23 protein-coding genes are annotated in these 22840 nt (G+C 58.9%); 9 read left to right on the top strand and 14 right to left on the bottom strand.

Features of this window, described 5'->3' with window-relative positions; translation table 11 throughout:
• Nucleotides 1-108: 108 nt before the first annotated feature.
• From NQ559_RS09685 to NQ559_RS09675, 3 genes are read left to right on the top strand one after another with little or no spacing between them, the layout of a single operon-like run.
• Nucleotides 109-567, top strand: coding sequence for a YqaA family protein (locus NQ559_RS09685; protein WP_026318168.1), 459 nt, complete (start codon nucleotides 109-111; stop codon nucleotides 565-567).
• A gap of 1 nt (nucleotide 568) precedes the next feature.
• Nucleotides 569-1021 (top strand): GNAT family N-acetyltransferase, encoded by a 453-nt coding sequence (locus tag NQ559_RS09680; RefSeq protein ID WP_018694733.1) that lies wholly within the window; start codon nucleotides 569-571, stop codon nucleotides 1019-1021.
• Nucleotides 1022-1027: 6 nt separating this feature from the next.
• Nucleotides 1028-1753: a DUF5131 family protein gene (locus NQ559_RS09675; protein WP_018694732.1), complete on the top strand. Its 726-nt coding sequence runs from the start codon at nucleotides 1028-1030 to the stop codon at nucleotides 1751-1753.
• Nucleotides 1754-2135: 382 nt separating this feature from the next.
• On the opposite strand, the gene NQ559_RS09670 is transcribed toward NQ559_RS09675, so the two are convergent.
• From NQ559_RS09670 to NQ559_RS09630, 9 genes are all read right to left on the bottom strand, one after another.
• The gene (locus NQ559_RS09670; protein ID WP_018694731.1) at nucleotides 2136-2660 is read right to left on the bottom strand and encodes a ferritin; all 525 of its coding nucleotides are present in this window, start codon (nucleotides 2658-2660) and stop codon (nucleotides 2136-2138) included.
• A gap of 180 nt (nucleotides 2661-2840) precedes the next feature.
• Nucleotides 2841-3686: a PepSY-like domain-containing protein gene (locus NQ559_RS09665; RefSeq protein ID WP_026318167.1), complete on the bottom strand. Its 846-nt coding sequence runs from the start codon at nucleotides 3684-3686 to the stop codon at nucleotides 2841-2843.
• A gap of 30 nt (nucleotides 3687-3716) precedes the next feature.
• The gene (locus tag NQ559_RS09660; protein WP_026318166.1) at nucleotides 3717-4160 is read right to left on the bottom strand and encodes a PepSY-like domain-containing protein; all 444 of its coding nucleotides are present in this window, start codon (nucleotides 4158-4160) and stop codon (nucleotides 3717-3719) included.
• Between the two features lie 105 nt (nucleotides 4161-4265).
• Nucleotides 4266-5546: a sensor histidine kinase gene (locus tag NQ559_RS09655; RefSeq protein WP_018694728.1), complete on the bottom strand. Its 1281-nt coding sequence runs from the start codon at nucleotides 5544-5546 to the stop codon at nucleotides 4266-4268.
• Entirely contained in the window at nucleotides 5543-6220 is a 678-nt protein-coding gene (locus NQ559_RS09650) for a response regulator transcription factor (protein WP_018694727.1), read from the bottom strand. The genes NQ559_RS09655 and NQ559_RS09650 overlap by 4 nt, the downstream gene beginning before the upstream one ends.
• 201 nt (nucleotides 6221-6421) lie before the next feature.
• Nucleotides 6422-7450: a beta-ketoacyl-ACP synthase III gene (locus NQ559_RS09645; RefSeq protein WP_026318165.1), complete on the bottom strand. Its 1029-nt coding sequence runs from the start codon at nucleotides 7448-7450 to the stop codon at nucleotides 6422-6424.
• 25 nt (nucleotides 7451-7475) lie between these two features.
• Nucleotides 7476-8423: a phosphate acyltransferase PlsX gene (gene plsX / locus NQ559_RS09640; RefSeq protein WP_083923804.1), complete on the bottom strand. Its 948-nt coding sequence runs from the start codon at nucleotides 8421-8423 to the stop codon at nucleotides 7476-7478.
• Between the two features lie 148 nt (nucleotides 8424-8571).
• On the bottom strand, nucleotides 8572-8757 hold the full coding sequence (gene rpmF / locus NQ559_RS09635; RefSeq protein WP_033395117.1) for a 50S ribosomal protein L32: 186 nt from the start codon (nucleotides 8755-8757) through the stop codon (nucleotides 8572-8574).
• Between the two features lie 86 nt (nucleotides 8758-8843).
• The gene (locus NQ559_RS09630; protein ID WP_018694723.1) at nucleotides 8844-9428 is read right to left on the bottom strand and encodes a YceD family protein; all 585 of its coding nucleotides are present in this window, start codon (nucleotides 9426-9428) and stop codon (nucleotides 8844-8846) included.
• A 181-nt stretch (nucleotides 9429-9609) separates the two neighbouring features.
• On the opposite strand from NQ559_RS09630, the gene NQ559_RS09625 reads away from it, so the two are divergent.
• The gene (locus NQ559_RS09625) at nucleotides 9610-10020 is read left to right on the top strand and encodes a hypothetical protein (RefSeq protein WP_018694722.1); all 411 of its coding nucleotides are present in this window, start codon (nucleotides 9610-9612) and stop codon (nucleotides 10018-10020) included.
• A gap of 143 nt (nucleotides 10021-10163) precedes the next feature.
• On the opposite strand, the gene gap is transcribed toward NQ559_RS09625, so the two are convergent.
• The 4 genes from gap to NQ559_RS09605 form a co-directional block, all read right to left on the bottom strand.
• Nucleotides 10164-11180: a type I glyceraldehyde-3-phosphate dehydrogenase gene (gene gap / locus NQ559_RS09620; protein WP_018694721.1), complete on the bottom strand. Its 1017-nt coding sequence runs from the start codon at nucleotides 11178-11180 to the stop codon at nucleotides 10164-10166.
• 115 nt (nucleotides 11181-11295) lie between these two features.
• Nucleotides 11296-12051, bottom strand: coding sequence for an ABC transporter ATP-binding protein (locus NQ559_RS09615; RefSeq protein ID WP_018694720.1), 756 nt, complete (start codon nucleotides 12049-12051; stop codon nucleotides 11296-11298).
• Nucleotides 12048-12791, bottom strand: coding sequence for an MlaE family ABC transporter permease (locus NQ559_RS09610; protein ID WP_018694719.1), 744 nt, complete (start codon nucleotides 12789-12791; stop codon nucleotides 12048-12050). The genes NQ559_RS09615 and NQ559_RS09610 overlap by 4 nt, the downstream gene beginning before the upstream one ends.
• 4 nt (nucleotides 12792-12795) lie before the next feature.
• Nucleotides 12796-13200 (bottom strand): DUF4834 family protein, encoded by a 405-nt coding sequence (locus NQ559_RS09605; protein WP_018694718.1) that lies wholly within the window; start codon nucleotides 13198-13200, stop codon nucleotides 12796-12798.
• 179 nt (nucleotides 13201-13379) lie between these two features.
• On the opposite strand from NQ559_RS09605, the gene purB reads away from it, so the two are divergent.
• From purB to NQ559_RS09585, 4 genes are all read left to right on the top strand, one after another.
• Nucleotides 13380-14738, top strand: a complete 1359-nt coding sequence (gene purB / locus NQ559_RS09600; RefSeq protein WP_018694717.1) for an adenylosuccinate lyase — start codon at nucleotides 13380-13382, stop codon at nucleotides 14736-14738.
• 12 nt (nucleotides 14739-14750) lie between these two features.
• Nucleotides 14751-15101, top strand: a complete 351-nt coding sequence (locus tag NQ559_RS09595) for a DUF3784 domain-containing protein (RefSeq protein ID WP_018694716.1) — start codon at nucleotides 14751-14753, stop codon at nucleotides 15099-15101.
• 430 nt (nucleotides 15102-15531) lie between these two features.
• Complete coding sequence (locus NQ559_RS09590) at nucleotides 15532-17445, top strand: phage tail protein (protein ID WP_018694715.1); 1914 nt, start codon at nucleotides 15532-15534, stop codon at nucleotides 17443-17445.
• A 457-nt stretch (nucleotides 17446-17902) separates the two neighbouring features.
• Nucleotides 17903-19366: an amino acid permease gene (locus NQ559_RS09585; RefSeq protein WP_018694714.1), complete on the top strand. Its 1464-nt coding sequence runs from the start codon at nucleotides 17903-17905 to the stop codon at nucleotides 19364-19366.
• Nucleotides 19367-19546: 180 nt separating this feature from the next.
• On the opposite strand, the gene NQ559_RS09580 is transcribed toward NQ559_RS09585, so the two are convergent.
• Nucleotides 19547-21937: a TonB-dependent receptor gene (locus NQ559_RS09580; RefSeq protein ID WP_033395116.1), complete on the bottom strand. Its 2391-nt coding sequence runs from the start codon at nucleotides 21935-21937 to the stop codon at nucleotides 19547-19549.
• A gap of 535 nt (nucleotides 21938-22472) precedes the next feature.
• Between NQ559_RS09580 and NQ559_RS09575 the strand changes: the two genes are divergently transcribed.
• Nucleotides 22473-22748: a hypothetical protein gene (locus NQ559_RS09575; RefSeq protein WP_018694712.1), complete on the top strand. Its 276-nt coding sequence runs from the start codon at nucleotides 22473-22475 to the stop codon at nucleotides 22746-22748.
• Nucleotides 22749-22840: the final 92 nt, after the last annotated feature.

Genomic DNA, 22840 nt, shown 5'->3' with positions numbered 1-22840 from the left:
TCAGACAAAATTAGCGCATTTTGCAGGGCTCCTGCAAACCCATTCGGGCAAAAAAGCTATCTTTGTCCCGCAGGCAGACTACTCTTGCACAAAATCGGACACCAAGGCATGGAATCGCTTTCGCAAATACTGGCCGACTGGGGCTATTGGGGACTTTTCTTCTCGGCATTCATCGCCGGGAGCATCCTCCCGTTCAGCTCCGAAGCCGTGATGATCGTGCTCGTGCACATGGGGCTCGACCCGGTATTGTGCGTCGCAGCCGCATCGCTGGGCAACACGCTGGGCGGCATGAGCTGCTACTGGATCGGCACGCTGGGAAAAAGCGAGTGGGTCACCCGGCTGGGCGTGAGCGAAAAACAGCTGGCACGGGCGCGCAGGTTCCTCTCCGGGCGCGGGGCGCTGATGGCCTTCTTCGCATTCCTGCCCACGATCGGCGAGGCCATCGCCATCGTGCTGGGGCTGATGCGCAGCAACGTCTGGCTCACGGGCGGCTCGATGCTCGCGGGCAAGACCCTGCGTTATATCGTCGTACTGGCGACCTTCGAAGGCGCCGCATCGCTTTTCTGACATGGATCTCGAAATTGTAAAGACAGACACGCCGCAGCGCGACCTGCTGCTGCTGGCCGACGAATCGGAAGAGTCCGTAGCCGACTACGCCGACCGCGGCACAACCTATGTCGCACGTCGCGACGGGGAAATCCTCGGCCAGTATGTATTCCTGCACACGCGGCCGTTCACGGCCGAAGTGGTCAATATCGCCGTCGTCCCCGAACACCAGCGCAAGGGCATCGCCACGGCCATGCTCCGCCACGCCGTCGCCACGGCCCGTGCGGCCGGGTTCCATCTTCTCGAAATCGGTACGGGCGATCTGGGCGTGGGACAGATTGCGCTCTACGAACGCTGCGGGTTCGTCCGCTGCGGCGTCGACGTGGACTATTTCAGCAAACACTACCCCGTTCCGTTTTTCGAAAACGGCGTCGAGTGCCGCCACATGGTGCGCCTGCGCATGGAACTCAAATAACAGGTTATGTCGGTCAGTTGGAACCCGTGGCACGGATGCCGCAAGCTCAGCGAAGGCTGCCGGCACTGCTACGTCTACCGGCAGGATGCGCAGCACGACAAGGACAGCCGCGAGGTACGCAGGACAACGGCCTTTAACCTCCCCGTGCGCCGCACGCGCGACGGACGCTACAAAGTCCCGCCCGGCGAGATGGTCTACACCTGCTTCACGTCCGATTTCCTCGTCGAGGAGGCCGACGCATGGCGCGCCGAAGCGTGGGAGATGATCCGCATACGCAGCGACCTGCGCTTTTTCTTCATCACCAAGCGTATCGACCGCCTCATGCAGGTATTGCCGCCCGACTGGGGCGGAGGCTACGAAAACCTCGCCGTGGGCTGCACGGTCGAGAACCAGGCAATGGCCGACTACCGGCTGCCTTTTCTGCTGGACGCCCCCCTGCGCCACAAGCTGGTCATCTGCGCCCCGCTGCTCGGGCCGCTCGACATCGCACGATACCTCGTCCCCGGAATCGAAGAGGTTTCCGTCGGGGGCGAATCGGGCAACGAAGCCCGCCCCTGCAATTACGACTGGGTACTTTCGATCCGCCGCCAATGCGTCGCGGCAGACATCCCCTTCGTTTTCCACCAAACCGGCGCACGGCTTGTCAAAGACGGGCGCCTTTACCGCATCCGCCGCCCGTACCAGCATTCGCAGGCCCGCAAGGCCGGGATCGACTACAAGGCAAAGCGATGAGGTGAGCCCCCCCTATCCGCCCTGCAGGCGCTCCGGCATCCGGCCCTTGTTTTCCCACATCCCGCTCCCGGCCCTCTTCACAAGGCCATTCCCGCGCCTCCTTCCCGGCCGGTACGGTTCCGGCATGCGGTAACTCGCTCCCATATCAGCCCCGCAATCTCCCCCGGGAATCGCCCCTGCCCGACACCTCGCCCGATACCCCGGAATCGCTTTCCCCGGTATCATGCCTCTCAATAGCCCCTCCGGAATAGCTTCTCCCCAATAGCTTCCCCGGAACTGCCCCCGCCATCCGGCCCGGATGCGCAGGCTGCCGGGTCACCCGGCAAAAGCAGCCGCCCCGGGAAACCGGGGCGGCAGACTCAGCAATCAGGTTCGCTGCGAATTATTCGGTTGCCGTGGCAAGCGGCGAAGCCTGCTGGTAAACGCGGGCCGCCAGTTCCTTGTCGAGCGTATAAAGCCCGAACTTGTTACCCTCTACAGCCTCACAGGCGGTAATCATGTCGCGTGCCGACTCCTCCTCCTCGACCTGCTCGTCGACGAACCATACGAGCATGTTCGACGATGCGAAATCCTTATCTTCGGCAGCGATGGCTGCCAGGTTGTTGATCATCGAAGTCACCACCTTCTCATGCTCCAGCGTGTCCTTGAACATATCGAGCGGCGACGTCCACTCGGTACGCACCTCCTCGATCGGCTTCAGCACGACCTTGGCATCGCGCGAATTGATGTAGTTCATCAGGATGCGGGCATGATCCTGCTCCTCGCGGAACTGGACGAAAAACCAGTTGGCCACACCTTTCAGCCCCTTGTTCTCGGCGTCCATCGACATCGAAAGATAAAGATAGGCCGACCACAGCTCGGCGTTGATCTGCGCATTCAGTGCGTCATGTAATTTCTTGCTTAACATAGTAATATTGTTTTAAGTTTGTGTTTGTATTTTCTTTTCCTAATACAAATATACAATAGTTTCTACTAATTTGTACGAAAAACACATCATATTATTTTATAACGATATAGCTCTATGTTATAACAAAAAAAACGGGGCCCGCACCCAGGGATGCAGGCTCCGTACAAATATGCGGGACGATCAGAGCAGGGTGCCGTCCCCGAGGATACGCACCGTCGCCTCCCGTTCGGATCGCGGGTCTTCCATGTCGAAGGCGTACCATACGCGGTCGGGGCTTTCGTAGAGGTCGGCATCGTCGATCTCCCACGTGCCGTACTGCGATGACTGCAAAGCCCGCCTCACCACATCCGGAATCTCCGAAAGACGCAACTCGGTCTTCGTCCACAGCCAGGCGTCGCCCGTACCGAAGCACACTTCGAGCGCTTTCCCGGCGAAGATGATATCGACCTCGGTATTTCCCTTCTCCCGCTCCGCGTCGATGATACGGGCACCGGGGTATTTCCGGGCGATGAAATCGCTGACTGCCTTCGGCAGTTCCTGCGGGAGCATATCGCCGTGGTCGCCGTTGCCGTCCGTATCGGCCGCCTCGCGCAACAGCACGCCGTCTTCGGAATAATAGAGGTCGAATTCCTGCTTGGCGTGTTCGACTTCGATCACGTAGACCGTCTCCTGGCCGTTGCGCTGCAACTTGTCCACGTCGTCCACATGCCAGGCGGCATAATCGCCGGCCTCGTAGGCTGTACGCACCGCCTGGGGCAGCTCGGCATAGGAGATGTCCTCCTCGGTCATGTGCCATTTGCCGGCGGCATCGAACCATGCCTGCATGACCGTGCCCGCGCTGCGGAAATCGGCGACTACATATCCGCCCCTGTCTTCCCATTCGACATGGCTCGCAGCGGGGAACATTTTCCCGAAAGCACCCTGCACGGCGGCCGGCACCCTTACCGATTTCCTATCGTCGTCTTCACAACCCGCCATCGCACCCAGCGACACGAGTCCCATTACCAATACCGTGAATTTCTTCATACGATTCCGAATTTAAGGTTAATACCGGGATTAATCGTCGATGTCTATCAGACGGAATTTCAGGTCGAATTTCAGGTCGAGGCCGTTGTCCAGTTCAACTTCATAGTCGCGGCGGTCGCGGTCGATCGCCGTGACCTTGCGGTCGGGATAGTTCTTGGCGACATAGTCGCGGATCTGCTGCGGCACGATGGCGGCCGGCACCTCGCCGTATTTGCATTCGACATCTTTCCACTCGCCGTTCTTCGTGAATTCGACCTTCGCGCCGTTGACGAACACCACCTTGTAGTCCTTGTCAAAAAGTTCCTCGTCCACTTTGGACAAGGCGACCTCGATGCCGCCGAAATGCGTCTTGATAAATTGCTGTGCCGGGGCCGGAAGTTCGCCGACTGCGATCGGACGGTCGTTGCCCGCGAATGCGGGGGCGGAAGTTGCAATCAGGGCTGTGCCTGCGAGAATCATCATGAGCTTTTTCATAATCGTTTCAATATTAGGTTTGACTTATATTCACAGTGCAAAGTTGCGACCCAAAGCTGAAACGAATTTGAAATAATCGGCCCCGATCCGTTTTTTTTCGTTTTTTTATATCCGGAAATGCACCGAGAAACAGTGACACCTATTTATATAGGAGTATCCCACGCGCAGCCCGTAAAGGCGGCACACGGCGTCGACGATCGAGAGGCCGAGCCCCGTCGAGCCCTCCTTCTTCGTCCCCTGGTAAAAGCGCTCGAAGATATGCTCCGCGTCGAGTGCGCCCCCGCCGCCGCTGTTGCAGACGCGCAGTTCATGCGGGGCAACAGTGACCGACACCGTCCCGCCCCTGTCACCGTGGACATAGGCGTTTTTCAGCAGGTTCGACACCAGGCTGGCCGCCAGCGACGGATTCATCCGCGCCGACAGGTGCCCCTGCTCATGCAGTTCGAAACGCATTTCGCGCCCGGCGTAGATCTCCTCCATATCCTCGGCCGTGCGCCGCACCTGGGCGTTGAAATCGACCTGTTCCGTCTCGGGGAACTGCCCGTTCTCGATCTTCGAAAGCAGCAGCAGCGAGCGGTTGAGCCGCACGAGGTAGTCCAGCGTCCCCTGCACCTTCAGAATTTCGCCGAGCTGCGCCTCGGTCAACGCCGAACCGTCGTCCACGAGCATTTCCAGCCGGTTGCGGCAAATGGCCAGCGGGGTCTGCATCTCATGCGAGGCATTGCCGATGAATTGTTTCTGGCGTTCGAACAGGGACTCCGCCCGCTCGGCATAACGGTTCGCCGCCTCGTTCAGCCGCCGGAACTCGATGACCTTCGTGTCGTTCACCAGCGGGGCGTTCTTCCCGCCCACGGTATAACTGTCGAACCATCGCAGCAGGGCATAGAGCGGCCGCAGGGTACGATGAAGCACCAGCACGTTGACCAGCAGGATCGTCAGCAACAGGAAAAGATAGAGATATACGATCCACCAGAGGATGGCCTCCTGCAGGTCGTCCTTTTCGATGGTCGGGGTCATCACGGTCAGCTCCTTGTAACGTCCCCCGCTGTCGCGGAATATCGTCCGCAGCACCCGCGCCGGCTCGTCGTCGTCCTTGTCGGGAATGAAAAACACCTCGTCCGAGAACTCCATCCGGGGCCGCTCTTCGGCGTACTCCGCCGACACGTCGTGCAGGTAATAGCCGTTGTTGCTGCCCGAATAGGCCGCAGGCAGCTCCCGCCCTGCGAGGCTCCGCGTGACCAGCATCTCGGCGTAATTCTCCAAGGAATCGTCCACCTCGTCGTTGATCTCGTCGATCATCGTCAGGTAGAACAACACGGCCCACCCCGCCAGCAACAGCGAGAGGGCCCAGGACATGTGCAATACGATACGATAGACCAACCTCATGGGGCAACGAGTTTATAGCCGAACCCATAGACGGCCCGGATCTCGATGTCGGCCTGCGCGTCGTGGAGCCGGCGGCGCAGGTTCTTCATCTGGGCGTATACGAAATCGAAATTATCAGCCTGGTCGATATGGTCGCCCCACACGGCTTCGGCCAGCGTGGCCTTATCGACCATATGGTTCGGGCGGCTCATGAAATAGTAGAGGATGTCGTACTCCTTGCGCAGCAGTTCCACCTCGCACCCGGCCACCTCCACACGGCGGCTGTCGGGGTAGAGGCGGACATTCCCCACATCGAGGCTCTGCTGCCCGTCGCGCTGGTGACGGCGCACGACGCTGCGGATACGGGCGCTCAGTTCCGCCAGGTGGAACGGCTTGGGCAGGTAATCGTCGGCCCCGAGCTCGAGCCCCTCGACCTTGTCATCGAGCGAATCCCGGGCCGAAATGATGATCACGCCGGCAGGTTTTCGCTGCCGCCTGAGCTCTTCGAGTATCCGCAGGCCGCTGCCGTCGGGCAGCATGATGTCCAGCAGGATACAGTCGTAATCGTATCCGGCGATCTTTTCGAGCGCCGATGCGTAATCGGACGCCTGCTCGACCACATACTGTTCGCGGCGCAGCGTCTGCACCATGATCTCCCGCAGGGAGGGTTCGTCTTCCACGATCAGGATTTTCATAAGCAGCAATATTCTTCGGGGCAAAGTTAGACCGCGAATCCGAAAAGAATCTGAAACCGCGGCGGCAATGCCCAAGTCCAAATATACGAAAAAATCCCGCATCCGCCGCTCCGGCACGTGCGGTTCCGGTACGGAAAGGGCGGAAACCGTATAAGTTTCCGCCCCACCTGTGCTTTCGGGCGGGCTCCCGCCCGCACCGGATTATTTCTCGGCAGGATCGACCTGGCAGGCTTTCGAACCGTCGTAAGCCCACTTCACATAGATGGCACCCCACGTATACCCGCCGCCGAATGCCGACAGGATCAGGTTGTCGCCCGGCTTCAGCTCCTTCTCGTAGTCGTAGAGGCACGAGGGGATCGTCGCCGCCGTAGTGTTGCCGTTGCGGTCGATATTGATCATGCACTTGTCATGGTCGAGCCCCATGCGGCGTGCCGTAGCGTCGATGATGCGCAGGTTGGCCTGATGGGGAACCAGATAACGGATGTCGTCCGAGGTAAGGTTGTTGCGCTCCATGATCTCCACCGATACGTCGGCCATCTTCGAAACGGCGGCCTTGAATACGGCGTGTCCGTCCCACATGATCGTGTGCCAGTTGTTCTGCACGGTCTCGATCGAAGCCGGATAGCGCGAACCGCCGGCCTTCATGTAAAGCTGTAACTCGCCCGAGCCGTCCGAACGCAGGATCTCGTCCAGCACGCCGTAACCCTCCGTATTGGGTTCCAGCAGCACGGCTGCGGCACCGTCGCCGAAGATCGGACAGGTAGAACGGTCGGTATAGTCGACGATGGTCGACATCTTGTCGGCGCCGACCACGACTACCTTCTTGCACGATCCCGACTCGATGAACTTGGCGCCCGTCGTCAGTGCGAAGAGGAACCCGCTGCAAGCCGCCGAAACGTCGTATGCGAAAGCGTTTTTGCAACCCGCCTGGTCGGCGATCAGATTACCCGTCGAAGGGAAGAACATATCGGGGGTCACCGTGGCGCAGATCACCAGATCCACCTCCATCGGGTCTACACCCGCCTTGTCCAGCAGGTTGATGACCGCGCGGGCACCCATATAGGAAGTGCCGACGCCTTCGCCCTTGAGGATATGGCGCGTCTTGACGCCGATATGCGACATGATCCACTCGTCGGACGTGTCGACCATGGTGCTTAATTCTTCGTTGGTGAGGATATAATCGGGGAGATATAGACCCACACCGGTAATTGCTGCTGTTATCTTGCCCATTAACTGTTTCTTTACCTAATGATTATTAATTTTTGAAAGCGCGCTGCAACTTGGCGGTCAGATCCGCCGTAATGCACCGCTCGGTCGAAAGGATCATGCTCCTGATTGCCTTGGGCGATGAGATGCCGTGGCCGATGACCACAGGCGCATTAACACCGAGCACGGGCGTGCCGCCCACGTTCTCGTAATTCATCGCATCCCAGAAAGCGTTTCCGCCGCCGAGTTTCTTGTTGATGTGGTAGAGGCCCTCGGCCATCTTCAGCACCGTGTTGCCCACGAAACCGTCGCAGACGACCACGTCGGCGACCTTGCCCGTGAAGAGGTACGATGCCTCGACGTTACCCACGAAGTCGATGCAGCCGTCGGCCTTCAGCAATTCATACGTGGCCTTGGACTGCGTATTGCCTTTGGTCTCCTCCTCGCCGATGTTGAGCACGGCTACACGGGGTTTCCGGATCCCGAGTACGGCTTCGGCATAAATCGAGCCTATCAGCCCGTACTGCGCCAGCACTTCGGGTTTGCAGTCTACGTTCAGCCCCACGTCCAGCAACAGCGCGGGATGCCCCGTGACCGTAGGAATGATGGATGAGATCGTGGGACGGATGACTCCTTCGATCGGTTTTACGGCGTACATCGACCCGACCATCATGGCGCCCGTGCTGCCGGCACTGGCAAAACCGTCTATGGCCCCTTTGGCCAAGTAGCCGAAACCCACCGTGATGCTGGAGTCGGCCTTGGCCTGGAACGCCTTGGCGGGATGATCGCCCATTTCGATCACCTCGGTAGTGGCGACGATGTCGAACCGTTCGGCAGGACAGCCTTCGGCCGCGAGCACGGCCTTGACCTTCGCCTCGTCGCCGAACAATACGATACGGCTGTCCGGCCCGATCGCATCGAGTGCCATGACAGCCCCCTTGACCGCAGCCTCGGGCGCATAATCGCCCCCCATGGCATCTACACCAATCTTTAACATAATCGTGCGATTTGGTTAAATTTCATCTCCCGCCCTCCCTGCGCCGGCATCCCGGCCATAGGCCGGACGGCCGCACGCAACAAAGACAGGTGCTTGCATAAACTAAAAAGAGGGCAGCCTCGCGGATGCACTCTTTAACCCTGCCGATTTATTCGGCAGCCTTTTTCTCGATCGCCAGCTTTCCGCGATAGAAACCGCATTCGGGGCATACGCGGTGATACAACGTAGCTGCGCCGCAGTTCGAGCAGATGACCACCGTCGGAACGACAGCCTTGTAATGAGTTCTTCTCTTATCGCGTCGCGTCGACGAGACTTTGTGTTTAGGATGTGCCATTTTACAATATAAATTATAAGTTTAACGTATTTCCAGTCAAATATTCCCCGGCCCGGGACAAAAGCGCCTCCCCGGCCGGAAATAGCTTATTCCTTTCGTTCTGTTTGCGTCCCGTCCCCCCGGTCGGCCTCCATCTGCTCCTTGAGCGCGGCCAGCTTGGCCCATTCGCCCTCGTTGCGACCCTCGGCCTCGGCCCGGGCTTCGATCCCCCCGAACTCCTCGTCGGAAACGATGCGGAAGCGTTCCAGCATCTCGGGATTGCACTCCCCGTCGGGATGCACCCGCTGATAAGGCAGCGCAAGCACGATACTTTCGTAGATGTACTGCGTCAGGTCGACTTCGTCCTCCATCGGCAGCAGCCACATGACTTCGCCGTCGTACTCGTGCACCTCGTCCGAGAATTTCACCAGCAACTGCCCCTCGTAGTGGATCGGCACATTGCAGTCTTCCAGGCAACGGTCGCACTCCACGACGACACTACCGTCCACGGTAACATCGAGCGTAAGCATCGACTCGCCGCGCTCCAGGGCGACCGAGACATCGCAGTCTCCGTCCTTGATCTCCGTACTGCCGTAAGCCCTGAACAACCCGCCGTCGACCTTGAAATGAAAGTCGTGCAGGCCGCTCCTGAGCCCCCTGTAAGCAATCGTATATCTTTTTGTTTCCTCCATAGGAGCGCATTTAGGGCACAAAGTTACGAAAATATAAGACATTTGCAAAGAAAATGCAGAGTTTTAGCATCCCCGCACTCCCGGATATCCGGTCGCCCGCCCGCAGAAGAGGCACGGCACAGGCTCCGGAAATTCCGGCCGCGGATTCCATCTTCGGTAAAAATCGCTATATTTGCACCGTATGGCAACAAAAGAGGGATTCACAATCGAGATTTCGAGCCGCTACGAAGGTTGGTGGCGCTACAACGTCGCACTGATGTGCGGCTGCTTCGACACGGCGGGCAACCGCACGGGCTTCGCATCGGCCGAGGCGCATGTCGCCGACGTCGGCTCGAACCTGCGGGAAAAGCCCGCCGGGATTCCCGGCGACGGCCGCGCAAGCCTCGAAACCGGGCCGTGCGACCACCTTCTGCTCTACATCTATATCGTACCCCATACGCTGCCGGCCGGCAACGACATCGGCGACACGGCACCCTTCGAAGTCGAAATCCGCATCGCATACGGCGGGCGGCGGCTCCGCGCGGAGAAGCGCCTCATCAACCAGTGGTCGGGCGCCTCGATCGAGATGCGCGTGGATTCCGAAGCCCGGTAGCGGGCATCTCGGGACAACGCCCGCCGCCCCGGGACACGCCGCCAGGCAGCCCGGCAGCCCGGCAACCTCAGCCCTTCCCGCTGCCACAAAAAAAAGAAGGAACCCACGCGGGTTCCTTCTTCCATTATAGCGACGGCTTACGATTATTTGTTGTTGTAAGCGGCCATCTTCTGAATCAGCATCACGACCTTGTTCGAGTAGCCCCACTCGTTGTCGTACCAAGCCACGAGCTTCACGAAGTTCGGGTTGAGTGCGATACCGGCCTTTGCGTCGAAGATCGAGGTGTTGGCGTCACCCGTGAAGTCGGTCGAAACCACGTCGTCCTCGGTGTACTCGATGATACCCTTGAACTCGTTCTCCGAAGCCTTCTTCATGGCAGCCTTGATCTCGTCGTACGAAGCGCCCTTCTCCAGACGGCAGGTCAGGTCTACGACCGAAACGTCGAGCGTCGGAACGCGGAATGCCATACCGGTCAGTTTGCCGTTCAGGGCGGGGATCACCTTGCCTACGGCCTTTGCAGCACCGGTCGACGAGGGGATGATGTTGCCGCCGGCAGCACGGCCGCCGCGCCAGTCCTTCATCGAGGGGCCGTCTACGGTCTTCTGCGTTGCGGTGGTAGCGTGTACGGTGGTCATGAGACCCTCGACGATGCCGAAGTTGTCGTTGATGACCTTAGCCAGCGGAGCGAGGCAGTTCGTGGTGCACGATGCGTTCGAAACGATCTTCTGGCCGGCGTAGCTGTCGGTGTTCACGCCGCATACGAACATCGGGGTGTCGTCCTTCGAGGGGGCCGACATAACGACATATTTGGCACCGGCTGCAATGTGAGCCTCGGCTTTCTCCTTGGTCAGGAACAGACCGGTCGACTCTACGATATACTCGGCGCCGACTTCGTTCCACTTCAGGTTTGCGGGATCCTTCTCGGCGGTTACGCGGATCACGTTGCCGTTCACGATGAGCTGGCCCTTCTCCACGTTATAGTCGATCGTACCGTTGAAACGGCCGTGTACCGAGTCGTACTTGAGCATGTAAGCCATGTAGTCTACCGGAACGAGGTCATTGATACCTACAACCTCAATGTCTGCATTGTTGCATGCAGCGCGGAATACCAGACGGCCGATACGACCGAAACCGTTGATACCAACTTTGATCTTTGACATAGTTTTATGATTTATTTGTTAATAAAAAAATGCACTATTTTTTCACTACGCAAAAGTACATACTTTATGTATATTACGCAAATAAAAAATTAAATTTTTTTAGGAACCCGGCTGCCTACTTTGCAGCCAGCTTGGCCTTTTTGGCCATCGCCGAGGCGAATACGAAATCGTTGAGTTCCGGGTTGTCGGCATGCAGGATATCGTCCTTGGTACCCTCCCACCACTTGCGGCCTTCGTGGATGTATACAATTTTCTCGCCGATCTCCATCACCGAGTTCATATCGTGCGTATTGATGATCGTCGTGATGTTGTACTCGCGCGTGATTTCGTGGATCAGGTTGTCGATGACGATCGAGGTCTGCGGGTCGAGGCCCGAGTTGGGCTCGTCGCAGAACAGGTAACGCGGGTTGAGCACGATGGCGCGGGCGATGGCCACGCGCTTGATCATTCCGCCCGACAACTCGGCGGGATAGAGGTGGTTGGCGTCTTCCAGCCGCACGCGCTGCAGGCAGAAATCCACACGTTCCATCTTCTCTTTCTCGCTCTGCGAGGTGAAGAGGTCGAGCGGCAGCTTGACGTTCTCCTCGACGGTCGAAGAGTCGAGCAGCGCCCCGCCCTGGAAAATCATGCCGATGTCCTTGCGGATGGCGCGCCGCTCGCGGAAATCGAGACGCGTGAAATTCGTATCGTCGTACCACACGTCGCCCGAATCGGGTTCATGCAGCCCTACCAGCGTTTTCAGCAGCACGGTCTTGCCCGAACCGCTGCGCCCGATGATGAGGTTGGTCTTCCCGGTCAGGAACTCGATCGAGATGTCGTCGAGCACCACGCGCCCGTCGAACGATTTGGTGATGTGCTCGGCACGTATCATATCAGCAGGACTTGCGTAAGGATCAGGTTAAAGATCATGATTACCACGGAACTGGCCACCACGGCGCGCGTCGAGGCGGCGCCCACTTCGAGCGAATTGCCCTTGGCATAGTACCCGTAGAACGCCGAAATCGAGGTGATGATATAGGCGAACACAGCGGTCTTGATAAGCGAGTAGACGATCGAATAGGGCTTGAAGTCCATCAGCAGTCCGTCAACATAGTCGGCCGGGATCATGATGCCGGTCAGGTAGGCGATGGCCCAGCCGCCGATGATTCCGATGGCGATGCTGAGGATCGTCAGGAACGGGAAGAAGACCACCGCGGCGACGATCTTCGGCAGGATGAGGTACGAAGCCGAATTGACACCCATGATCTCCAGCGCGTCGATCTGTTCGGTAATGCGCATCGTGCCGATCTCCGAAGCGATGCTCGAACCGACCTTGCCGGCCAGGATCAGCGCCACGACCGTCGACGAAAATTCGAGGATCATCGTCTCGCGCGTGGCGTAACCGACCAGCGAACGGGGGATGAACGGCGAATCGAGATTGATGCACATCTGCAGGGTGATGACCGCACCGATGAATACCGAAATAATGGCCGTCAGGCCGATCGAGTCGATTCCCAGAGACTCCATTTCGTAAATGATGCGCCGGCGGTAGATGGCAGCCTTCTCCGGACGGGAAAAGACCTTTCCCATCAGCATGAAATAACGGCCGATCAACTCAAATATCTTCCACATGGCGCTACTCCTCTCCGGGCTCCTTGGTCTCTTCGAATTCGACATAGTCGCCCACATCGCGCGAGACCCGTTTCTCGGGCGTTTCCGAGGTTTTATATACCTTCACTTCGCCTTCGCGACCCTTGCGGGGCTCCCCTGCAAAGGGCGAGCCGAAGCCCTGTCCGCCGAAGTTCCCTTCGCCGAACTGTTCTTCCATCCGGCGGCGCATCTTATAGACGCGCCAGCGGAACAGCAGGATCGCCGCTACTACCAATACGATGACTCCCATAATGAAATAGAGAAAAAAAAGTGCGATTCCCCTGAGCAGCGCCGGGGCGCCGACAGCCAGGATGAGGATGACCAGGGTCGTCAGCGGATTGCGCTGCACGAACCTCACCAGGCCATCTATGATCGCTGTCAGAAAATTCATTGCATTTTCGGTTTACAACCCTACAAAGGTAGGGAAAATTATGCGTATTTCAATTAAATGTCGTAAATTTGGTGCCGGAACTTTGCCGGCGGGCGGGGCAAAGCCTTCGGGCAGGCCCTGCCGGGCGCAGGCGGAGTCCGGACGCCGGAGGCGTATTATATAAAACCATACATAAATCCATGAACTCCAATCCGCTCAACAGCCTTACCGCCATCTCCCCCGTCGATGGCCGCTACCGTAATACAACGGGGAAATTAGCCGATTATTTTTCAGAACAGGCGCTCATCCGCTACCGCATCCGCGTCGAAGTGGAGTATTTCATCGCGCTGTGCGAGTTGCCGCTGCCCCAGCTGGCGGACATCGACCATACGAAATTCGCAGCCCTGCGCGCCCTGTACCTCGATTTCGCACCGGCCGACGCCGAGCGCGTGAAGGAGATCGAATCGGTCACCAACCACGACGTCAAAGCCATAGAGTACATCATCAAGGAAAAAATGGACAGCCTCGGACTGGGGGCTTACAAGGAATTCGTACATTTCGGCCTCACCTCGCAGGACATCAATAACACGGCCATCCCGCTCTCGCTCAAAGACGCCATGGCAGGGGTTTACTACCCGGCCGTCGAAGAGGTGCGCGACAAACTGGCCGCCTTCGCCGACGAATGGCGCGACGTGCCGATGCTGGCCCGCACCCACGGCCAGCCGGCCTCCCCCACGACGCTGGGCAAGGAGTTCATGGTCTTTGTCGAACGCGTGGAGAAACAGCTCGCCATGCTGCACGACATCGCGGTGCCTGCCAAATTCGGCGGCGCGACAGGCAACTTCAACGCCCACCGGGCAGCCTACCCGCAGTACGACTGGGTAGCCTTCGCCAACAAATTCGTGGGCGAAACGCTGGGGCTCTGCCGCTCACAATATACCACGCAGATCGAGCATTACGACAACCTCGCGGCGATCTTCGACAACATGAAGCGCATCGACACCATCCTGATCGACCTCTGCCGCGACATGTGGACGTACATCTCGATGGAATACTTCAAACAGCAGATCAAGGCGGGCGAAGTCGGTTCGAGCGCCATGCCCCATAAGGTCAACCCCATCGACTTCGAGAACGCCGAGGGGAATTTCGGCATCGCCAATGCCATCTTCGGACACCTCGCGTCGAAGCTCCCCGTTTCGCGCCTGCAACGCGACCTGACAGATTCGACCGTGCTGCGTAACATCGGCGTCCCCATTGCCCATGCGGCCATCGCGCTCCGCTCGCTGATGAAGGGGCTGAACAAGGTAATCCTCAACCGCGAAGCCCTCGAGCGCGACCTGGAGAACAACTGGGCCGTCGTTGCCGAAGGCATCCAGACCATCCTGCGCCGCGAAGGTTATCCCAAGCCCTACGAGGCGCTCAAGGCCCTGACCCGCACCAACGCCCATATCACGCACGAGTCGATCGCCGCATTCATCGAGACACTCGACGTGGCCGAGGCGGTGAAAGAGGAGCTGCGCGCCCTCTCGCCCGCGACCTACACGGGCATCTTCCGGTAAAAACACGGGGGCATGCTCCGGGCATCCGTCATTATGACCGCCATCGCGCTCTTGCTCCTGCCGATGGGCATCGCCCTGGTCAGGGAACGGGGCAGGTGGCTCGTTACGGGTTACAAACACCTTTTCAAAGGATACGGGGCGCTGACGGGAAAAGACCGTGCGGCATTCGAACGGAGACTGTGCCGGTTTACGGGCAGGTTATTGCTGCTCATCTGCTGCGGGCTGTTCCTGTGCGGTGCCGAAGCGCTCTTGCGGGGATACGGACTGTTCGCCGCAGGCGTGGCACTCGCCTTAACCGGAATCCTTTTCTCCGTCATATATCCGGCCGCAGGCGGCACCTTTCCACCTGCGGGTTCCGAATAACACCCCGCCCCCTGTCCGCACAAAACGACCCGGCCTGCAATCTTCCGATTGCGGGCTCTTTTTTTGGCATGCGTTTTGCAACAGATATAGTCAACTGCGGACAGCAACCGCAGTGAGGTTTCTTCATTTATTTAAGTTTGGGTTAGTAGTTTTAGGAGGGCAATCCTCCAAGGGCAGCAGGCAATCGTGAGATTCCCTGCTGTCTTGTTATATATTGTCCTCCACCCTTTCGCCCCGGCACCCTCACCCCCGATTTATCGCACTTTCAGGCAACACGGATAAAAAAAATTTGGATTTTCTTGGCAGAAAGGTTACTTTTATCCCGTCACACATTGCACGGCTGCCCCGTAACCTGATTGAATATCCAAAGACGGCCGGCCCTGCGCCAGAATAACAGTATTAACCCACTAATTTCCAAAGTTTAACCACTATGATCAAATCTTTCCTGTCATGGGGAACGGCACTGTTGGTGCTGTGCTCCGGTCTGCTAAGCTCATGCGACGACAAAAACGAGGGGGGGGGAAATCCTGACCCGACCGTTACAATCGCCATCGGCGACGCCGCATTCAACGCGCTGAAATTCACGCTCACGCTCAAGGATGCGGACAAATGCAGCTACATCTGCGCCAAGGCCTCCGAAACCGTCCCCACGGCCGAGCAAATCCTCGCCAACGGAAAATCCGTAACCGCATCGGGCGTCATCGAGGTCGGCAACCTCGAACCCAATACGGCCTACCGCCTCTCCGCCGTCGCCCAGAAAGGCAATATCAGCGGCAAGGTCTACTCCATCGAACACACCACGTCGGCACCCGGCGTACATCCCGCGGTCGTCCTGACACCGGGCCAGTCCACCACAACGACCCTTACGTTCAACGCCGCCCTGACCGACCCCGAAACCGCAGCCTATGTCTGCCTCGAAAAGACAGAGGGGCTGACCCTTCCCACAGCCGAGGAGATCCTGCGCGACGGCAAAGCCATCGCCGCAACGGGCGAAATCCTGATCGAAAACCTGAAACCCTCGACCACCTATGTCATTGCGGCTGCCGTCGCCAACACCGGGATCTACTCGGAAGTCAACAGCATCGTGATGGCAACCGGAACGCCGACGCCCGTGGTGACGCTGGCAGCCGGAGCCCCCGGCATAACGGCGCTCACCTTCACCGTAGGGCTGACCAACGCTGAAAAGGCCGCCTACCTCTGCATCGAAAAGGTAGCGGGTGCAGTCGTCCCGACTGCCGAGAAGATTCTCGCCGAGGGCACCGCCATCGCACAGGCCGGGGAAATCACCGCAGACAACCTGAAAGAGGGCACGGCCTATATCATCGCCGTCGCAGCATCCAACAAAGAGGTCTATTCCGAAGTCAAGTCGATTGAAATGGCCACCGACAAGGATCTGAGCGGCCCGGCCGTATTCGACCGCCAGGTAGCAGGCGGTTATTACGGCATCCCCGAAGGCGGCAGCTACGGCGAATACATCGTCGTACTGGCCGACGGCGAAACGATCGATGCCGGCGGCGTCCACGCCACCGTCAACGCCGGCCGCGCCATGAGCCTCGATTTATTCCAGATGAAACCCTACAAACTGGACAACATTACCTTGCCGGATCGTACATACAGGTACGCGACCAGCCAGAGCCTTTCGACATTCCACCCGGACAAGACCTACTGCATGGTCAACGACGGCAAGGGGAACATCACGAAAGTGGAATTCAAGGCCGGAACGATCGCAGTGACAAAATCCGGTTCGGCCTTTACGATCGAGGCCACGCTGACCACGACCGACGGCAACGAGTTCACGGCCAGCTATACCGGCCCGATCACGATCGAGGACAAGACTGCCAGTGCCATCGAGCCCCTGCCCGACCTCGAAAACGACGTCACGAACGCCACCTTCATCCGCGCCCTGGGTAAATACTATAACAACGATGCCGGCACGGCAAACGACTGCGTCGTGAACCTCTACGATGTCCAGCCGACGGTCGGCGACGATTACGACTACCTCATGGGAGCCGGGCACATGGTATCGCTCTACCTCACGACCGCACTTTCCGAAGAAATGGTACTCCAGGAAGGAACCTACACCGTGTCCGACACGGGCACGCCGGGCACCTACACACCGGGCGAGCAGATGGAATTCATGGAATCCATGCTGGCCACGGGTACCTATTGCGAGGAACGCAACGCCTCCAACGAATCGGTTTACGGGTTCATCACGTCCGGCACGGTGACAATCACCAAAGTCGGCACCGACTACCGCTTCGTCCTCGACTTTACGACCGACAAAGGCCGCAAGGTCAGCGGCACCTACGAAGGCGCCGTGGAGATGAGGGACAAACGCCGGTAAGCGCATCCCCCTTCCGCAACCCGGATATTACCGGGAAAGCACACGCAGGATGTCCCCACGGGCATCCTGCGGTTGTTTATGCCCTTTCCCGCCGGCATGTATCATAGGCCGCACCCCCGCCGCACACACAAACGCCTTTCCGACACGGCGCCGCGGCACGGGATTTGCAACATACCGGGTAACTGCGGAACAGCAACCGCAGTGAGGTTTCTTCATTTATTTAAGTTTGGGTTAGTAGTTTCAGGAGGGCAATCCTCCGGAAGGCAGCAGGCAATCGTGAGATTCCCTGCTGTTTTTTTGCGCCCCGCCCGCAGGCGGTCAACACGCAGGCGCAGAGGGCCCCGCGGGGCGCGGAAACGCCCGCATAAACCATGCACACGCCCGAAAAAACATCCGCCCGGCCGCGTTGCGGCATAGAAACTGATTGACGGCCAGTTGTAAAACACAATTCCACATTATGGCAAAACGTAAAAATATCACGACGACACAGCTTGCCCTGATGACCGCGGCGGCGGTTATCAGCCTGCGCGGACTCCCGATGATGGCGCAGGAGGAGCTGACGATGTTCTTCTACATCTTTTTCGCCACGTTCCTGTTCCTGATCCCGGCGGCGCTGGTAGGGGCCGAACTGGGAAGCGCCTTCGCCTCGAAGGGCGGCGGGGTCTACACCTGGGTCAAGGAGGCGTTCAACAAACACCTGGGGTTTACGGCCATCTTCCTGCAATGGATCCAAAACGTCGTATGGTACCCCACCGTGCTGGGCTTTGCCGCAGCCTCGATCGCCTATATGATCGGGATGCCCGGCCTGGCGCAGAACGGACTTTTCGTGGGGCTTTTCTCGATCGCCATGTACTGGTGCGCCACGCTGGTCACGCTGCGCGGCACCTCGGCCATATCGGGCATTACGAGCAAAGGGTTCCTGATCGGCACGGTGCTTCCCGGCATCGTCGTAATCGTCATGGCCGTCATCTGGATGGCCGGAGGCAACCCCGTCGCATTGGAGCACATCCCCGACACCGTCAGCCAGGTCGTCAATATCGACGCGGCGCACCACGTGCATCCGCGCCTCTTCCCGCACATCACGGGCATGAGCGACATCGCATTCCTGGCCGGGATACTGTTGCTCTTCGCCGGCGTCGAGGTACACGCCGTACATGCCCCGGAGCTCGATAAGCCGCAGACCCAGTTCCCGCGCGCCATGTTCCTGGCGGCGCTGATCTCGTTCGGGCTCTTCACGTTGGGTGCGCTGGCCGTGGCGATCATCACCCCCTACGACCAGATCAACCTCCAGTCGGGGCTGTTCACCACGTTCCAGATCGTCTTCGACCACTACCACATCGGCTGGCTCTCGAACGTCATGGGGCTTCTCGTGGCATTCGGCGCACTGGCAGGCGTCATGTCGTGGATTTCGGGCCCGAGCCGCGGCCTGCTGTGGACGGCTCAGGAGGGCGTGCTGCCCTGTTTCCTGCAAAAAACCAACAAAAACGGCGTACAGGTCAACATCCTCATCATACAGGGCTGCATCGTCACGCTGCTCTCGTCGCTCTATATCGTCATGGACGACGTGAGCGTGGCGTTCTTCCTGCTGAGCGCACTGACCGTAGGGCTCTACCTGGTGATGTATATGATGATGTACGCTGCGGGCATCCGCCTGCGCTACACGCAGCCCGACCTGACCCGCAGCTACCGCGTCCCGGGCGGGAACGCCGGCATGTGGGCCATCGGGGGCATCGGGTTTCTGGCCGTGCTCTTCTCGTTCATCGTCACCTTTTTCCCGCCGTCGCAGCTGCCCGTAGGCAGCCCGGCCACCTACACGTGGCTGGTAGCCGTCGGCACGCTCGTCTTCCTCTCCATGCCGTTCATCATCAGTTTCGCGATGGATCGCAGGGGCGGTACGAATACCCCGGGCACCGGGAAATGACAGCCGGCACGTCCCGGATCGCAAGAAACCGCAGGGGTCGGAGATGCCTACCCCTGCGGTTCCGTATTTTCCTCCCGACACATTCCTGCCTCCCGCTGCGGCATGCCGGAATCCCGACTCCGCCACCCCGGATACCGCGCCCTTATCCCGGGATATCCCCCGGACGCGACACCGTACCCTCTAAAACTCGACGGTGACACCCAGCGTAGGGATAAGCGACCCGCTCTGCTGCCCGATATACTTCATGCGGTAACGCTGTTCCGCCGCCGGGGCTCCGGGATTCTCCACCACGCCCGTCGACATCAGCACGTCGGGACGGCGGAGTTTGCTGCCCGTTACGTTCTGCAGGTCGATGTAAAAGCCGAGCATACAGCGGCGGAAATAGAAGGTCTTGTCGATACGCAGGTCTACCTGCGCGAAGGCGTCGAGCCGCCCGTCGTTGTAACGCCCATAGTCATAGTACGGGCGTCCCTGGGCGTCCCAGGCCTCAACCAGCGACGATTTTTCGACATCGTAGGGCGTATAGGGCGTCCCGCCCACGGCGCTCAGGCGCGCCCCGACGCTCCAGTTGCGCGGCAGGTCGTACATACCGCTGAGGTTCGCCACGAAACGGCTGTCCCAGGCCGATACGATATACTCCGATGCGGCATCGGCACGGTACTCGCTGCGGAACAGGGTCACCGAACCGACGAGGTTGACCCTCCCGGGTATCTGCCAGCGTGCCATCGCCTCGATGCCATACGACCGCCCGACGGCCGTCGGGCGCAGCGCTTCGTTGCCGACCACGCCATAGTCGTCGCCTTTGCACGAGAGCGGGATGCCGTCCGAGACGGAAAGCGGGATATTCCCGTATTTCTTGTAGAACCCCTCGACCGAGACGACCAGACGGTCGCGCAGGCGCCATCCGCCTCCGACGCTGAACATTCCCACACGCAGGTAGTCCAACGCCTCGTTCACCAGCACCCCGTCCTGTTTGAATCCCAGGGCCGTATAGGGCGGCAACTGGTAATAAAGCCCGGCGCTTCCGCTCAGCGACCACCCTTTGCCGAGCTGGTATGAGACCGACGCCCGGGGTGAAAGCTGACGCCAGAACCTCGCCATGCGCGCGGAATAGTCGGCCCCGTCGGCACGCACGCCGACCGATGCCGTGAAGCGCTTGTCCGCCGAGGCATAATCCGCGCCGGCAAACAGGCCCCAGCCCACGATCCCCAGCCGGGTACGATAGTCCGAGAGCGCCGCCTCATCGGTGAAAAGCCGTTGCTCGGTACGGTTCGTATAGCCCGAATAGCTCAGCTCGGCGCCTTCGCGCACCGTCCAGCGCCCCAGATAGCTGCGGTTTTCGGCGCGGAGCGTGGTCTTCTGCTCCACGGAGCGCAGCCGCAGCGTCAGGTTGTCCTCCGACGAGTCGTCGTTACCGCGGTATTTGAGGTTGCGGTTATTCAGATAAGTGTGCCCGAGCGACACGGTCTGCACATGGCGGCCCGCATAGTGGCGCCATGAGGCCCCGACGGTGAAGGTCTCCTGGCGGATACGGGGCAGGTAACTCAGCAGGTACTCGGCGTCTTCGCCCTCCTCGTCGAGGTTGAGTTTCATGTTGTCGAAGCCCGCCAGCCCCAATACCGTCAGCTCGTCGTGCTCCGAAAGGCGCGTCTTGACCTTCAGCTGCCCGTCGATGTAGTTCGGCAGGAAAGGCAGGCCGATCATCTTGAACAGCAGTTGCAGGTAAGACTGGCGCAGCGAGAAGAGGTAGGATGTTTTCTCGCCGATATGGCCGCTCCCGCTCAGCGACACCTCCGAAGCCCCGAGTGTCGCCTTGAAAGTCTGTTTTTCGGGGTTCCCGTCCCGCAGTTGGATGTCCAGCACCGAACTCAGCGCCCCGGAACGGTCGGCCGGGAAAGCCCCGGTGTAGAAATTGATCTCGCGGATCAGATCGGCATTGAGGATGCTCACGGGGCCGCCCGTGGCGCCCTGCGTGGCAAAGTGGTTGATATTGGGGATTTCGATGCCGTCCAGATAGAACTTGTTTTCCGACGGGCCGCCGCCGCGTACGATCAGATCGTTGCGATAGCCCACGGGCGAGAACGACACGCCGGGGTACGAACGTACGATACGCGACACGTCACGGTTGGCGCCGGGGCTCTTCTCGATCTCCCGCACCCCGATGACCTGCAACCCGACGGGGCTTTCGGCCGTGGCGCGGAACGGCGAAGGCACGACCGTCACGGCTTCGAGCTGCGTGGCATCCTCCTCCATTTCGATTTCGATGAACGGCGTGGCGGCCGAAACGAGGTATTCGGGCGTGACGACGGTCTTGTACCCCACGGACGAGGCCGAGAGGCGGAAAATACCCGCCCGCACCCGCTCGAGGCGGAAGCGTCCCAGCGAATCGGTCGATGCGCCGCGTTGTTCCTGTCCGACGGGCACTACGGCGGCATAGGCGACCGGCCGGCGCGTCAGGCGGTCGATCACCCGGCCGCTGACGGCATAGGCGCCGTCCTGCGCCCTTACCGCAGAGGCGAGGCACAACGCCGCAAGGGCGAAAAAAAGTTTTATCCGCAATGCAGGAGACATGATTTTGCAAATGTATAAAATTAAGGCGGCTTCCCGCCGATCGGGCGAAAAAATTTCGTATGTCCCGAATTCTCCGCACCGGGCTTCCGCTCCAATAATAAAGCCATTTCCACCAGGATGCAATTCAGAACATTATTAATCCGATAACGGAACAAGCGAAAAGACATGAAAAATCGCTCCGGATTCTTACCCCTTCCGGCAAGGGTATTATTATATTAATATAATAATAAAATCCGATGCAAGTTTTTTTCGATTTTTTGCATCAAAAAAACATCACAAAAAGCTTGGATTTCAACATATTGTCCCTACCTTTGCCGACACGATCGCGGCAGTGAACACCCCTGTCGGCAATACAGCCGGATTCGAAAACAGGCTGTACCGATTATTTTCGACGCAACATATACCGACCATTTTCCCGCCGGACAAGCCGGCAAAATTGCAGTGCATACACACGCTGTCAGGGAGCCGATTCCGAATACTTTGGGTCGTTTAGAATTGATGAAACAAAACTTCAATTATAAAAAAGATAAAAGTTATGAAAAAGCAACATTACACAGCCGAAATCCCAGTTTCCAACCCGTACAATTTTGCCGCGTTCGAAGACCTGATCGCCAACATCCAGTCCGGTTACAACGAAGAAAAAAGGCTGAAGAACGCAGCTTTCGAATTCATGATCAATAAAGGCATATACGTCGACTTCCACGAATGGCTGCACAACCCCGCCCGGCAGCCCCAAAGCGAAAATATCCGGGGACGGTTCCGCCTGGGTGCTGCCGCGACCACCCGGATCGCAAAATTTTTCGGGCGGTAAATGCCCCGCGTCCGCAATGACGCCCGGCCTGCATTTCAGAGGGCCGTCACCCTATAGCGCATCCTCGGCTACGGATCGCGTGACTACTGAAA

Origin of the sequence: Alistipes onderdonkii, assembly GCF_025145285.1 — a bacterium.
In the GTDB taxonomy this organism is placed as follows: domain Bacteria; phylum Bacteroidota; class Bacteroidia; order Bacteroidales; family Rikenellaceae; genus Alistipes; species Alistipes onderdonkii.
The sequence above is the reverse complement of the archived record's forward strand: the minus strand, read 5'-3'. Positions and strand labels throughout refer to the sequence as shown.